The 14,916-nt window shown below is 57.8% G+C and carries 13 protein-coding genes; 8 read left to right on the forward strand and 5 right to left on the reverse strand.

The window, feature by feature from the left end; genetic code table 11:
* Positions 1-63 precede the first annotated feature (63 nt).
* The 8 genes from trmA (at position 64) to IR141_RS03845 (ending at position 9,824) form a co-directional block, all read left to right on the forward strand.
* Complete coding sequence (gene trmA / locus IR141_RS03810) at positions 64-1,167, forward strand: tRNA (uridine(54)-C5)-methyltransferase TrmA (RefSeq protein WP_135034352.1); 1,104 nt, start codon at positions 64-66, stop codon at positions 1,165-1,167.
* Positions 1,168-1,447: 280 nt separating this feature from the next.
* Positions 1,448-2,194, forward strand: a complete 747-nt coding sequence (recO, locus tag IR141_RS03815; RefSeq protein WP_135034337.1) for a DNA repair protein RecO — start codon at positions 1,448-1,450, stop codon at positions 2,192-2,194.
* A gap of 302 nt (positions 2,195-2,496) precedes the next feature.
* Positions 2,497-3,228, forward strand: a complete 732-nt coding sequence (gene pdxJ / locus IR141_RS03820; protein WP_135034338.1) for a pyridoxine 5'-phosphate synthase — start codon at positions 2,497-2,499, stop codon at positions 3,226-3,228.
* A gap of 37 nt (positions 3,229-3,265) precedes the next feature.
* Positions 3,266-3,643, forward strand: a complete 378-nt coding sequence (gene acpS, locus IR141_RS03825; protein ID WP_135034339.1) for a holo-ACP synthase — start codon at positions 3,266-3,268, stop codon at positions 3,641-3,643.
* Between the two features lie 424 nt (positions 3,644-4,067).
* The gene (ligA, locus tag IR141_RS03830) at positions 4,068-6,506 is read left to right on the forward strand and encodes an NAD-dependent DNA ligase LigA (protein ID WP_135034340.1); all 2,439 of its coding nucleotides are present in this window, start codon (positions 4,068-4,070) and stop codon (positions 6,504-6,506) included.
* Positions 6,503-6,655, forward strand: a complete 153-nt coding sequence (locus IR141_RS03835) for a hypothetical protein (protein ID WP_167743033.1) — start codon at positions 6,503-6,505, stop codon at positions 6,653-6,655. The genes ligA and IR141_RS03835 overlap by 4 nt, the downstream gene beginning before the upstream one ends.
* Positions 6,655-7,527, forward strand: coding sequence for a UTP--glucose-1-phosphate uridylyltransferase GalU (gene galU / locus IR141_RS03840; RefSeq protein WP_135034353.1), 873 nt, complete (start codon positions 6,655-6,657; stop codon positions 7,525-7,527). The genes IR141_RS03835 and galU overlap by 1 nt, the downstream gene beginning before the upstream one ends.
* A gap of 314 nt (positions 7,528-7,841) precedes the next feature.
* The gene (locus IR141_RS03845; protein WP_135034341.1) at positions 7,842-9,824 is read left to right on the forward strand and encodes a DNA topoisomerase IV subunit B; all 1,983 of its coding nucleotides are present in this window, start codon (positions 7,842-7,844) and stop codon (positions 9,822-9,824) included.
* A 457-nt stretch (positions 9,825-10,281) separates the two neighbouring features.
* On the opposite strand, the gene dsbD is transcribed toward IR141_RS03845, so the two are convergent.
* The 5 genes from dsbD to IR141_RS03870 all read right to left on the reverse strand — a co-directional run.
* The gene (dsbD, locus tag IR141_RS03850) at positions 10,282-12,060 is read right to left on the reverse strand and encodes a protein-disulfide reductase DsbD (protein WP_135034342.1); all 1,779 of its coding nucleotides are present in this window, start codon (positions 12,058-12,060) and stop codon (positions 10,282-10,284) included.
* A gap of 384 nt (positions 12,061-12,444) precedes the next feature.
* Positions 12,445-13,173, reverse strand: a complete 729-nt coding sequence (locus tag IR141_RS03855) for an amino acid ABC transporter ATP-binding protein (RefSeq protein ID WP_135034343.1) — start codon at positions 13,171-13,173, stop codon at positions 12,445-12,447.
* Between the two features lie 47 nt (positions 13,174-13,220).
* Positions 13,221-13,679, reverse strand: coding sequence for a hypothetical protein (locus tag IR141_RS03860; RefSeq protein ID WP_135034344.1), 459 nt, complete (start codon positions 13,677-13,679; stop codon positions 13,221-13,223).
* Between the two features lie 31 nt (positions 13,680-13,710).
* Entirely contained in the window at positions 13,711-14,490 is a 780-nt protein-coding gene (rsmA, locus tag IR141_RS03865; RefSeq protein WP_135034345.1) for a 16S rRNA (adenine(1518)-N(6)/adenine(1519)-N(6))-dimethyltransferase RsmA, read from the reverse strand.
* Positions 14,491-14,802: 312 nt separating this feature from the next.
* On the reverse strand, positions 14,803-14,916 hold a 114-nt coding region (locus IR141_RS03870), incomplete at its 5' end, for an IS3 family transposase (protein ID WP_135034346.1).

Consider the following 14,916-nt stretch of genomic DNA (forward strand, 5'->3'; position numbering starts at 1 on the left):
AAAACAAGCTGCCCGCAAGCGAAAAAACCATATTTCCACTATATAATCGCCCTCTTTCCCACGATGGCCCCAACCATGACCGAATCCGCCTACCGGCAACAGCTAAACGAAAAAATCCGCCGCATCGGGCAGCTCTCCTCGCCGCTGCCCGTGCCCGGTTTGGAAGTGTTCGACTCGCCCCGGCAGCACTACCGCATGCGCGCCGAATTCAGAGTTTGGCACGAAGGCCAAACCATGTTTTACGCCATGTTTGAGCAGGGACGCAAAGCCGGCGGGGCAACCATGCGCCGCTGCGACAGCTTTCCCCCCGCCTGCGAAACCATAAACTGCCTGATGCCGCGCCTGCTCGCTGCCGCCGGCCGCGAAAGCGTGCTGAGGAACCGCTGGTATCAGGTGGAATTTCTCGCCACCCTGAGCGGCGAAATGCTGGTAACGATGGTTTACCACAAAAAGCTCGATGAAGCCTGGCGCACCGCCGCCGAAGCGATGCAAAACGAGCTGGGCATCGCCGTGATCGGCCGCAGCAAAGGCCAGAAAATCGTGTTAAAGCAGGATTTCGTTACCGAAAAACTGCATGTGGAAGGGCAGCCTTTCGTTTACCGCCAATACGAAGGCAGCTTCGCCCAGCCCAATGCCGCCGTCTGCGAAAAAATGCTCGCTTGGGCGTGCAGCGTGGCGCGGCCTTTGGGCGGCGATATGCTGGAACTCTATTGCGGCAACGGCAACTTCACCCTGCCGCTCGCGCGCAGTTTCGACAAAGTTTTGGCCACCGAAGTGTCGAAAACTTCGGTGCAGGCCGCGTTATGGAATATAGAAGCCAACGGCAGCGGCAACGTGAAAATCGCCCGTTTGTCGGCCGAAGAATTTACCGAAGCCTACACCGGCGCCCGCAAGTTCCGCCGTCTGCAAGAACAAGGCATCGCATTGGCCGACTACCGCTTTTCCACTATTTTCGTTGATCCGCCGCGCGCCGGCCTCGACAACGCCACCCTGAAGCTGGTGCAGCAGTTCGACCATGTGGTTTATATTTCGTGCAACCCCGAAACCCTGTTCGCCAACCTCGACACACTGGCGCAAACCCACCGCATACGCCGCATGGCACTGTTTGACCAGTTTCCGTTTACCCCCCATATCGAGAGCGGGGTATGGCTGGAAAAACACAGGTAGCAAATTCATGGATTCACACCTTTCCGACACAAGGCGGCAAACCGCAGGCCGTTGCAGACAGTGCGGCAACGCCGCACTGAGCAGGCACACCCTATAATAACGGCTCCACTGTTTCCGCTGCCTGCTGCCACGCCTTGCCGCACTGTCTGTAACGGCCTGCCGCCCTCTATCGAAAATCAAGCGGATTGGCAACAAACCCTATCCGAGGCCGTCTGAAAAGGCTTCAGACGGCCTCGGCCAAAACAAATATACTAATAATATATAAACTAAATAAACCGATATGCCCGCCCAAACCCACCGCATCAACCACGAGCCCGCCTTCCTGCTCACCGCCAAGCCCTGGCGCGAAAGCAGCCTGCGGCTGGAAATGTTCAGCCGCCGCTACGGGCGCGTAGCCCTGCTCGCCCGCAGCGCCCGCACCCGCCAAAGCGAATTGCGCGGTGTGCTGGTGCCGTTTGTGCCCGTGAGCGCATCGTGGTATGGTTCCCAAGAATTAAAAACCCTGCACCGCGCCGAATGGCTGGGCGGCTGGCGGCAGCCGCAGGGGCGCGCCCTGTTCAGCGGGCTGTATGCCAACGAGCTGATATACCGGCTCACCGCCCGCGAAGACCCGCACCCCGACCTATATGACGCACTCCACACCCTGATGCGTTCGGTTTGCACAGAACCCGACCATGTTGCCGCCCTGCGCCGCTTCGAGTGGACGCTGCTCACCGGGCTGGGCTTCGCCCCCGATCTGCAAAACGATGAACACGGCCAACCCGTTGCCGCCGGCCAAACTTACTGGCTGCGCCCCGAACACGCCCCGCTGCCGCTGGCACAGGCAGGCGGCTTGCCGCAACACGAAGCGCAGGGCGTGGCGGTGGACGGCAGCACCTTAATCCAACTGCGCAACGGCATTTTCGACAACGGCGAAAGTTTGCAGCAAACCCTCAAGCTCACCCGTATGCTGTTGGATTTCCGCCTGCCAGAAGGCATCAAATCGCGGCAGGTATTGCAGCAGATGCAGGCGTTTCAGACGGCCTGAATCTTTTGCCCGCCCGCCAGGCCGTCTGAAAAAATACAGCCGTTCAAAGCCAGAATGAAACCGAGCGGCAAAACGCACAGCCCGCGCATACAGCCCGTCCGCTACAATAAACACCGGGCTGCGGGCAACACAGACAAACCGATGCCGCCGCCGTTTTATTTTCAGACGGCCGGCTATAGCGCGAAACCGGTTATGTTTCTGCTTCGGCTGCTTGCGGAATCTTGCTCTTCGAGCCAAAAGCCGCGCTGCATCATTTTTATTTTCGAACACCCGGCCCAACGCCGGTAAAAAAGGAACCATATATGTTACTAGGCGTAAACATCGACCACATCGCCACCCTGCGCAATGCCCGAGGCACCCCCTACCCCAGCCCGCTCGAAGCCGCGCTGATTGCCGAAACCCACGGTGCCGACCTGATTACCCTGCACCTGCGCGAAGACCGCCGCCACATCAAAGATGCCGATGTATCCGCCATCAAAAACGCCATCCGCACCCGCATGAACCTCGAAATGGCACTCACCGGAGAAATGCTCGAAAACGCCCTGAAAGTGATGCCTGAAGACGTGTGCATCGTGCCCGAAAAACGCGAAGAAATCACCACCGAGGGCGGCCTCGACGTTTTGGCGCAGCAAGACAAAATCGCCGCCTTCACCCAAACCCTCACCGAAGCGGGCATCCGCGTTTCCCTGTTTATCGATGCCGATGAAGCGCAGATCCAGGCCGCCCGCGACGTGGGCGCGCCCGTTATCGAGCTGCACACCGGTGCCTATGCCGATGCCGCCACCCCGCAGGCACGCGCGATGCAATTGCAGCGCATCGAAGAAGGTGCTGATTTCGGCAGCAGTTTGGGGCTGGTTGTCAATGCCGGCCACGGCCTCACCATCCATAACGTTGCCCCGATTGCCAGCATTCCCGCCATCTGCGAGCTCAACATCGGCCACTCGCTGATTGCCCAAGCCGTGTTCATCGGCCTGCCCGCCGCGATACGGCAGATGAAAGAAGCCATATTCAGAGCACGCCCGCTGCCCTATTGAGGCCGTCTGAAAACCCGCAAAGGAAAAAGGAAACCCCATGATCTACGGAACCGGCACCGACATCGTTGCGCTGGAGCGCATCGAGAAACTGCACAAAAAATACGGCCGCGCCTTCGCAGCGCGCCTGCTCAGCCGCATCGAACTGCTCGAATACCCGCAGGCGGGCAGGCCGGCCAACTTTCTCGCCAAACGCTTTGCCGCCAAAGAAGCCTTCGCCAAAGCCGTAGGCACCGGCCTGCGCTCGCCCGTGAGCCTGCGCAACATCGGCGTGGGGCACGACGGGCTGGGCAAGCCCGAATTTATCTGCGAGCCCGATTTGCAGCAATGGCTGCAAGAAAAAGGCATCAGGCGCGTGCATTTGAGCATGAGCGATGAAGGCGGCCTGGTGCTGGCATTTGCAGTGGCAGAAGCATAAGCGCACCCCTGCCGCAGCACCGCCCGCTTTTTACGGCAGCCTTATCCCGAAGCCCTTGCAAAACCCGCTTCCCCGCCGCCATGCCTGCCGCCGCCCCGGCCATCCGCACACAGCAAGCCGGCACAGAACGAAACCCGGCACCGCCCGCATAGGGCAGCACCAAACCGGCTCCGCCGCCAAACACTCCCTTTGAACGAAACAAAGCAGAGCCGCGCGGTTTTATTATTGGTTTTATTATTTTAGATTGACGGCCCCCCCCCCCGAAACGCAAAACCGCTGAATCCCGCCCGGATATCCGGCCGATGTTTCGACAACCGGGCAGCTTACACAGCCCGTTTTATTTCAGACGGCCTTTCACACACCCGGCCGTCTGAAAAACCTTTATCTTGATTTTCAAAATTTTATTTTCAGACGGCCCCAACTTATGGACAATCCCGCCCTCCGCATCCGCGAACTGACCGGCCTGCTCAACCGCTACGCCTACGAATACTACACCCTTGATGCCCCCAGCGTTCCCGATGCCGAATACGACACGCTCTTTCGCGAGCTGGAAACGCTTGAAGCCGCCCGCCCCGATTTGCGCCTGCCCGACAGCCCCACCCTGCGCGTGGGCGGCGAGCCGCTGGCAGGTTTTGAGAGCGTGCGCCACGAAGTGCCGATGCTCTCGCTTTCCAACGCTTTTTCGCCGCAGCACGAAAGCGGCACGTTCGACCATACCGAAATGTATGCGTTTGACGGGCGCGTGCGCGGCAGCCTGGGCGGCCGGCAGCCCGAATATGTTGTCGAACCGAAATTTGACGGGCTGGCCGTGAGCCTGCTCTACCGCAGCGGCGTGCTGGAACGCGCCGCCACGCGCGGCGACGGCTCGGTGGGCGAAAACGTTACCCCGAATGTGAAAACCATCGCCAACGTGCCGCTCAGGCTGCACGGCGATCAAGTGCCCGAACTCATCGAAGTGCGCGGCGAAGTGATGATGCTCAAAGCCGATTTTGCCGCCCTGAACCACCAGCAGGCCGCCGCCGGCCAAAAACTGTTTGCCAACCCGCGCAACGCCGCCGCCGGCAGTCTGCGCCAGCTCGATTCGCGCATCACCGCCCGCCGCCGCCTGCACTTTTCTGCCTACGCCATCGCCCGCCGCGAAGGCGGCTTTGCGCCCGCCACCCATTTTGAAGAGCTGGAATACTTGAAAAAACTGGGCTTCAGCCTGCCCGAGGGCCATTACGGCGTATTCCCCGACATCGCCGGCGCGTTGGCGTTTTACGAAGCCATGCAGCAGCAACGCCCCAAGCTGCCCTATGAAATAGACGGCATGGTGGTGAAAGTAAACAGCCTGGCCGAACAGCAGAAATTGGGTTTTATTTCGCGCGCACCGCGCTGGGCCGTTGCACACAAGTTCCCCGCCGAAGAAGCCCTCACCGTGGTGGAAGCCATCGATGTGCAGGTGGGGCGCACCGGCGCGGTCACGCCCGTTGCCCGCCTGCAGCCGGTGTTTGTGGGCGGCGTAACCGTTACCAACGCCACCCTGCACAACGAAGGCGAAACGCAGCGCAAAGACGTACGGGTGGGCGACACCGTGGTGGTTCGCCGCGCGGGCGATGTGATTCCCGAAGTGGTGCGCGTGGTGTTAGAGCGCCGCCCGATGCACGAAGCCGCCGCCGTTTCAGACGGCCTGCAGGGCGATATGTTTGCGGGGCCGTCTGAAAGCCGCAGCGAACCCGTTTACCCGCCATACTGCCTGCCCAGACACTGCCCGATTTGCGGCAGCGGCATCGAGCGCGAAGAAGACGAAGCGGTGGCACGGTGCAGCGGCGGCATGCTGTGCCGCGCCCAACGCGCACAGGGGCTGATCCACTTCGCCTCGCGCAAAGCAATGGACATCGAAGGCCTGGGGCAGCGGCAAATCGAGCAGCTGGTGGCGCAGGATTGGGTGAAACATTTCGCCGATTTATACCGCCTCGATATTCCCACCCTGCAGCAGATGAAAGAAAACGCCGACAAAAGCGAAACACAACCGGAAAACGGCGGCGAAACGCTTTCAGACGGCCGCAAAAACGGCAAAAAACAGCCGCCCGTCAAATGGGCTGAAAATATTCTCGCCGGCATCGAAGCGAGCAAACAGCCCGAGTTGGCGCGCTTTCTGTTTGCGCTGGGCATACGCCATGTGGGCGAGCGCACCGCCAAATCACTGGCGCAGGCGTTCGGCACGCTCGAAACAGTGCGCCGCGTCCCCGAGCCGCTGCTGGCCTGCCTGCCCGACATCGGCACCGTGGTGGCGCATTCCATTGCCCGATTTTTCGCCCAAACCGGGCAGCAGGCCATGATAGACGAACTGCTGGCTGCCGGCGTGTCGCCAAAAAACCAGCCCGTTACCCTGCCGCTTTCACAATATGCCCAACCGCAGAAATGGCTCACCCGCCTGAGCGGCTACAAAACCAGCGAAACCCGCGCCGCCGCACTGTGGGATTTGGCCGGCAGAAGCATGGCCGGCCTGATAAACGACAACGCACTGCCCGCGCAATGGCAGCAATGGCGCAGCCGGCCTGAAAACCTCGCCCTGCTGCACAGCATCGAAGCATTTTTAAACGGGATGCCGTCTGAAAACCCAAACACGGTTTCAGACGGCCCCGCCGCGCTGGCGGGCAAAACCTTCGTGCTCACCGGCACCCTGCCCACGCTCAAGCGCGATGAAGCTCAAGCCCTGATTGAAGCCGCAGGCGGTAAAGTTTCGGGCAGCGTGTCGAAAAAAACCGACTATGTGGTGGCGGGCGAAGCAGCGGGCAGCAAGCTCGAAAAAGCGCAGGCCTTGGGCGTTGCGGTGTTGGATGAAGCGCAACTGAAGGCTTTGCTGGATAGCGGCAAATGAATCCGACCTATCCGCCCCTGCCGCAAACCAGTAAAATCCGTTACGTTAAAGCACAGCCGCCGTTTTTCAGACGGCCTGTGAATTTTAGGCAGGCTCAGGCCGCACCGTATGACGGTACATTCCCCATTAATTCGAGGAGCAACACATGATCAAACCGATTAAAAAAGCCGTATTCCCCGTTGCCGGCATGGGCACCCGCTTTCTGCCCGCCACCAAAGCCAGCCCCAAAGAAATGCTGCCGATTGTCGATAAACCCCTGATTCAATACGCCGTAGAAGAAGCCGTGGCGGCAGGCTGCACCGAAATGGTGTTTGTTACCGGCCGCAACAAACGCAGCATCGAAGACCACTTCGACAAAGCCTACGAACTCGAAACCGAGCTGGAGCAGCGCAATAAAAACAAACTGCTCGAACACGTTAAAGACATTCTGCCGCCCCAAATTACCTGCCTGTATATCCGCCAGGCCGAAGCCTTAGGGTTGGGGCACGCCGTGCTGTGCGCCCGCGCCGCCGTGGGCAACAACCCTTTCGCCGTGATTTTGGCCGATGATTTAATCGATGCCCCGCAAGGCGCGCTCAAACAGATGGTCGATATCTACAACCAAACCGGCAACAGCGTGTTGGGCGTGGAAACGGTGGATCCCGCCCAAACCGGCTCCTACGGCATTGTAGAAACAGAAAACCTCAAAAACTACAAACGCATCACCAATATTGTCGAAAAACCCAAGCCCGAAGAGGCACCTTCCAATTTGGCCGTGGTCGGCCGCTACATTCTCACCCCGCGCATTTTCGACCTGCTCACCAACCTACCGCGCGGCGCGGGCAACGAAATCCAGCTCACAGACGGCATCGCCCGCCTGCTCGATCACGAATTTGTGCTGGCACACGCCTTCGAAGGCACCCGCTACGACTGCGGCAGCAAGCTGGGCTATCTCGAAGCCACCATTGCCTACGGCTTGAAACACCCCGAAACCGGCGCGGCATTCCGCGAACTGTTGCAGCAATACACCGGCAAAAACTAAATGGACGTTTTACCGGCAACACGTTAAAAACTGCTTTCAGACGGCCTGAAACCTTTGCAAAAAAACCGTTTTAATCCTGAATTTATTTATATTTCGTCATACTCGGGCTTGACCCGAGTATCTCTTTCTCTTATAAAACAAACAGATGCCTGAATCAAGCCCGGGCATGACGCAAGTGTTTTAAGGTGTCGAAAAGAATTTTGCAAAGACCTCGGCCTGGGGTACCTGGCCTGTGATAAAGAAACAGGCCGTCTGAAACCGTTCCGGCTATCTATGCTAAAATCCTGCCCGACTGTCCCCACCCCATACCCGCCATGACCATACCCCAATACAGCGAATCGAGCATCACCGTACTCAAAGGCCTGGAGCCGGTAAAAGAACGCCCGGGCATGTACACCCGCACCGAAAGCCCCACCCACATCTGCCAGGAAGTGATCGACAATGCCGCCGATGAAGCACTCGGCGGCTTTGCCACGCGCATTGATGTGGAAATCCACCACGATGGCTCGCTTTCGGTGCGAGACAACGGTCGGGGCATTCCTGTCGGCCTGCACCCTGCCGAAGGTGTGCCGGTGGTGGAATTGGTTTTTACCCGCCTGCACGCGGGCGGCAAGTTCAACAAAAAAGACGGCGGCAGCGCCTATGCCTTTTCAGGCGGCCTGCACGGCGTGGGCGTGTCGGTAACCAACGCGCTTTCCAACCGCCTGGAAGTAACCGTTAAGCGCGAGGGTAAAATCCGGCGCATCGTGTTTTCCGGCGGCGATGTCATCGAGCCTTTGCACGAAACCGGCAAATGCGCGGTAAAAGATTCCGGCACCGAGGTGCGCGTGTGGCCCAACGGCAAATATTTCGAAAGCCCGAATTACAGCATTGCCGAGTTGGAACGGCTGCTGCGCGCCAAAGCAGTGCTGCTGCCGGGCGTTACCGTGTCGCTCACCCGCCCCGCCAAAGGCACGGCGGAGCCGCAAACGCAAACCTGGCACTACCCCGACGGCCTGAAAAGTTATCTTGCCGACCTTATCGGCGAAGCGCAGGAAGCCGTGCCGGTGTTTGCCGCCGAAAATTATCTTTCAGACGGCCACAACAGCGATTTTGCCGCCGGCGAAGGCGCGGCTTTCGCGCTCACCTGGCTGGAAGAAGGCGCGTGCAACAGCGAAAGTTATGTCAATCTGATTCCCACCCCGCTGGGCGGCACCCACGAAGCAGGCTTGAAACAGGCCGTGTTCGGCGCGGTAAACAACTTCATCAACCACCACAATCTGCTGCCGCGCGGCGTGAAAGTGCAGAGTGATGATGTGTTCGGGCGCGTGGCCTTCGTGTTGTCTGCCCGCGTGCTCGACCCGCAGTTCCAAGGCCAAACCAAAGACAAACTCACCAACCGCGATGCGCTCAAACTGGTGGCTGCCGTGTCGGGCGACCCGCTCGAATTGTGGCTCAACCAAAACGTAGAGGCCGGCAGAAAAATCGCCGAACTTGCCATCCGGCAGGCGCAGGCGCGGATGCGCTCGGTGAAAAAAATCGAAAAGAAAAAAAGCAGCGGCGTGGCCGTGTTGCCCGGCAAGCTCACCGACTGCGAAAGCGAAGACATCCGCGAAAACGAGTTGTTTTTAGTGGAAGGAGATTCGGCCGGCGGCTCGGCCAAACTCGCGCGCGACAAAGCCACCCAGGCCATTCTGCCCCTACGCGGCAAAGTGCTCAACAGCTTTGAAATCCACCCCGACCAACTCTTTGGCAATGCCGAAATCCACGATATTTCCGTTGCCATCGGCGTGGATCCCCACGGCGCCGGCGACAACCCCGATTTGAGCGGCCTGCGTTACGGTAAAATCGCCATTTTGTCGGATGCCGATGTGGACGGCTCGCATATCCAGGTGCTGCTGCTCACGCTGTTTTACCGCCACTTTCCCAAGCTGGTTTCAGACGGCCATATTTATGTTGCCCAGCCGCCGCTGTTTCGTGTGGACGTAAACGCGCAAGGTAAAAGCAAGCCCGCGCGCAAACTCTACGCCCTCGACCAGGGCGAGCTCGACAGCATTCTGGAGCGTCTGCAAAGCGAAGGCGTAAAAGAAACGGCCTATTCCATCAGCCGTTTCAAAGGCTTGGGCGAAATGAACCCCGACCAGCTCAAAGACACCACCATGCATCCCGACACCCGCCGACTGCTGCGGGTGAAGATTCCCGATGATGCACTCGAAGCCACCCACGGCATTTTCGTGAAGCTGATGGGCAAAGGTGAAGCCGCCGCCCGCCGTGCGTGGATGGAAGCCGAAGGAGATACGGCAGAAGTGGATATCTGACACCGCCCTATCCCGGTCTGCCGGAAAATGCCCAAAGGCCGTCTGAACAGTTCAGACGGCCTTAAGTTTTTCACAGGGCAATAAAGCATACCGCTGCCGCACATTGCCCCACCGCCCTGCCCGGGTAAAATCCCAAACGCCGCAAACCAAGCCTTCGTGTTGGGAACCTTATATTTGGCATACCGTGCCGTTAAGCCGAAGGCCGTCTGAACAGTTCAGACGGCCTGGTGAACACGGCTGCTGCAATACTGCGGGAAAACGCTTCTGCCTTCCGCCAAACCCGGGCGGTTGTTGATGATGGTTTTTAAAACAAAATATTTGTCTCAAACCCGGCATGGTGCAGGCGCCCCAGCCTGCCTGTCCATACCGGCACCGGGTAACACTGCAGGCTATACACAGCGCGGCAAACAGCCAACGCTTGATTGTTTCCAAGCAGATTGGCCATATCCCCCCCCGGCTAGTTTTCGTTTTGCCGGTACCATTCGATAAATGCTTCGGGTTTCACAAAGCCCAGCAGGGCTTCGCTGCGGCTGCCGTCTGCGCGGACAACAAACACGCCGGGCGGGCCGAACAGGCCGTATTCTTTGAGCAGTGCCTGATGTTCGGGCGTGTTGGCGGTTACATCGATTTGGAAAAAGCGCTGCATATCCACCGCCTCATGCACCTGCGGTTGGTTGAGCGTGTAGGCCGCCATTTCTTTGCACGAAATACACCAGTCGGCGTAGAAGTCCAGCAACACCGGCTTGGCGGGGTTTTGCTGCAAAGCTGCCTGCATGTCGGCCTTCAGTTGCGCCACATCGGTGTGAACCCGCCCGTGCGCGCCCTCTGTTGCGGCAGCCGGCGGCATCAGGGTGAGAAAATGGTGCAGCGCGGTGGTTTGCCGGTTGGCACTCTGATAGGCAAACCATAAGCCGCCCAGCAGCAGCAATGCGCCCAACAGCGCACTTGCGCTTTTCAGACGGCCGGCGGTTTTGGCCGTCTGAACCAGCAGCAGGCCGGCCGGCACAATCATCAATAATGTGTAAAGTGCAACCACGGCTGCATACGGCAGAAACGGTGTGGCCAAATACACCGCCACCGCCAGCAGAATAAAGCCGAACGCATATTTGATACCGTTCATCCACGCGCCCGCTTTCGGCAGAATATGGCCGCCGAACGTGCCCACCGCCATCAGCGGCACACCTGTGCCCACAGCCAGGGCATACAGTGCCAAACCGCCGAGCAGGCCGTCGCCCGTTTGACCGATATAGCCCAGCGCAAATGCCAGCGGCGGCGCCACGCAGGGGCCGACTATCAGCGCGGAAAGCATACCCATCACAAACACTGAAGCGATTTTGCCGCCCGAGAGTTTGCTGCTTTGGTTTTGGAAATAGCCCTGCACTGATGCGGGCAGCTGCACGGTAAACACGCCGAACATCGACAACGCCAACACCACCATCACCGCTGCCGCTGCCAGCACCACCCACGGCTGCTGCAACCACACGGTCAGCAGCGCGCCCGTCAGCCCCGCCATCACGCCCACGGCGGTATAGGTGAGTGCCAAACCCTGCACATACACGGCCGAGAGCACAAACGCCCTGCCCTTGCCGGTGTGTTTGTCGCCCACCACAATGCCCGACACAATCGGCAGCAGCGGATACATACAAGCCGTGAAGCTCAAGCCCAGCCCCGCGAGAAAAAACGCCAACAGGTTGGCGTTCAATGTGTCCCACGAGAGCCTGAAGCGGCTCTCTGAAGGCGCAGCCTCAGGTTTGGTGCGCTTTGAAGCCGGCGGCTGCAGAAAGGGGCTTGCGCCGTCTGAAGCGGGACGGTAAAGCCCTTCACCATTGATTTCAAACGCCGTTTCCACAGGCGGGTAACACACGCCCACATCGGCACAACCCTGGTATTTCAACACCAGCCGGTAGTTTTTCGCCGCTGCGGCATACGGCCAATCAACCTGTGCGGCACGGTAATAAACGGTTTGCCGGCCGAAAAACTCGTCTTCCTTCACTTCTCCGGTGCTGAATTTCGGCATGCCCAGCAGCCCCGCCGGCGTGGTTTCCGCCGCAATTTTCGACTGATAAATATAATAGCCGTCAGCCACGGCAAACTGCACGCTGATGCCTTGCGCACCCGCATTCACCATCGGCACAAACGCCTTTTCGGGCGGCAGCAGTTTGGAAGCATCGATTTCTGCCCGCGCGATGCCGGCCAGTGCAAAAAAAGCCGCCAAAAAATAACAAAATTTTTTCATTGCCTACCTTTCAGACGGCCGGAACACCGCCGCCGATCCAATATCATTTAACGCCGCAGGCAAACCGCCTGAAACTCTTCTCTTTCAGACGGCCTTTACCCCGTTTTTCTTACACCGCATCACACCGCATCGTGGCAGACACATTTCCGGCAAGCACAAACCCCAAGCCATGCAGACAGCACGCCCAAACCCATCAACAGTCAAATCGATGCGCCGTACCGCATGGTGAAACCCCTTTGTTTCCGTTACGGCATGGCTGTGTTTTGCTTGAAAGAAAACGGCTTTGTACGCCGCGAAGCAGCAGAGCCGGCTCCATACTTTCCATACCGCCTGAGGCTTGCATCGGTTTTGGGCAGAATCTGCCGGGGTGCCGCACCCTGCCGCCTAATGCTTCATCACCTGCTGTAAAAACTGCCGGGTGCGCTCGTGTTTCGGGTTGGTGAAAAACGCATCGGGGTCGGCATCTTCGATAATTTGACCGTGATCGACAAACACGGCGCGGTCGGCCACTTCGCGGGCAAAACCCATTTCGTGGGTAACGCACATCATGGTCATGCCGCTCTCGGCCAAATCTTTCATCACCCGCAGCACCTCGCCCACCATTTCGGGGTCGAGCGCGGAAGTCGGCTCGTCAAACAGCATCACGCGCGGCTCCATTGCCAACCCGCGCGCAATCGCCACCCGCTGCTGCTGGCCGCCTGAAAGCTGGCCGGGCATGGCATCTTTTTTGAGCGACAAACCTACACGCTCAAGCAGCGCCATCGCCTTTTTTTCGGCCTGCGCGCGGCTTTGTTTTTTCACCTTCATCGGCGAGAGGATAATGTTTTCCAACACGCTCAGATGCGGATAAAGGTTAAAGCTCTGAAACACAAACCCCACCTCTGCGCGCACTTTGTTCAAATCGGTTTTCGGATCGGCCACATTCATGCCGTCCACCCAGATTTCGCCACTGTCGATGGTTTCCAACCGGTTTACGGTGCGGATAAGGGTGGATTTGCCGCTGCCCGAAGGCCCGCACACCACCACCACTTCGCCCTGCCCCACTTCCAGATTCACGCCGTTAATCACGTGAAGGTCTTTAAAATGCTTGTGTACGTTTTTGAATTTAATCATGGTTTCGATATTCTTTTTTTCAGACGGCCTCAGGCCGCCTGATTGGTTTAAGGGTAAAACTGATTCAAATCCGTCACCAGTTTTTCCAGCTCCGCCCCGGTGGGCGGTTTATTGATGCTCCGGTAAACTTTGATATAAACGCTGTCGGCTTTCACATTCGCAACATACACCACAAAATGTACGCCTTTAAACCCTTTTTCGGCATCGCAGGTGTAATAAGTGATGCCGTTGCTTTGCGCTTTTTGCAAAGTGCAGTCGTGCTTGCGGTAACCCTGCTCTTTAACGAACCACTCCTTGATAACCCCCGCCTGCTGCGCCGCCGGCACGCGGATTCGGTTCACCAGCAAATCATGATCGGGCTTTTTAGGATAACCATACCGGAAAACAGCCCCGCCGCCGCCCAGCTCGGCCTGTATCATTTTATAGCGGTGGTTTTGAAAAAAAGCATCATTGGGGTTCATGCAGGCAGCCGACAATAAAGCAAGAAAAGCCCCAACATATTTCATATCCGCTCCTAAAAAATAAAAACTTACGGTTTCAGACGGCCTGCTGCACCAAATAATTGCTCAGCACCACATATTTTCCGGCCTCGATATGCTCCGGCCTCTCTTTCGGGGTGATACCTGTGGCCTGCAAATCTTCATCGGCGGCGATGCCTTTGAGATTGTTGCGTATGGTTTTGCGGCGTTGGGCAAACGCGTGTTTCACCAGCCCGGCGAAATGCCCGAAATCTTCGGCCTTGCCGATGCGGTGTTTGACCGGAATCATGCGTACCACCGCCGAATCGACTTTCGGCGCGGGGTAAAACGACTCCGGCGGCACCTCGATTAAAGATTCCATCTCGAAAAAGTATTGCAGCATCACGCTCAAACGCCCGTAGTCGTTGCTGCCCGGCTCCGCCGTCATGCGCTCAACCACTTCTTTTTGCAGCATAAAATGCATCTCAGCCACATCATCTGCCACTTCGCTCAAGCGAAACAGCAGCGGCGTAGAAATATTGTAAGGCAGGTTGCCGACAATTTTCTTTTTACCCGCCACACTGTTGAAATCGAATTGCAGCACATCACCCTCGTGTATCACCAGCTTACCGGCAAACGGCAGGGTTTTCAGACGGCCTACGATGTCGCGGTCGATTTCGACCACATGCAGTTTGTCGAGTTTTTCGGCCAGAGGCGCGGTAATCGCGGCCAAACCGGGGCCGATTTCAATCACCACATCACCCGGCTGCGGGCGCACGGCATGAACGATATCATTGATAATACGCGTGTCCTGCAGAAAATTCTGTCCGAAACGTTTGCGGGCTTTATGTTCTTTCATGCGGCTTCTTCAACTCGGTTTCAAGCATATAATTATAGCGCAAAACCATAGCCGGCAAAGCAAACTGCAATGCCGTCAAAACCTCGGCAAAAACCGCAAAGGCCGTCTGAAACGCCGTTTCCGAAGAAACCCGGTTTCTGCGGAACCAATAAAACAGCGTGTATCAAAAATGCCTGCCGGGCGCATTATCCAAACAGGCATCCCAGCTTTCAGAGGGCCTTTATCGCTTAAGCTCTGCCAAAATACCGTCCACCGCAGCTTGGCAAAGCCTGCCCGAGAATGAACTCCCCCCAAAAAATTTAGACAGCTTAATCAAGCGGTTTTCAAGGGCTGAATCCTGTACTGTACAGGGCTCAGTCCTTTTAATTTCAGCTTGGTTCTGTCGTGGTGGTAATAATGAATATACTCATGCAAAGCTGCTGCAAT

This window comes from Neisseria sp. 19428wB4_WF04, assembly GCF_015235335.1.
Taxonomy (GTDB): Bacteria; Pseudomonadota; Gammaproteobacteria; order Burkholderiales; family Neisseriaceae; genus Neisseria; species Neisseria musculi.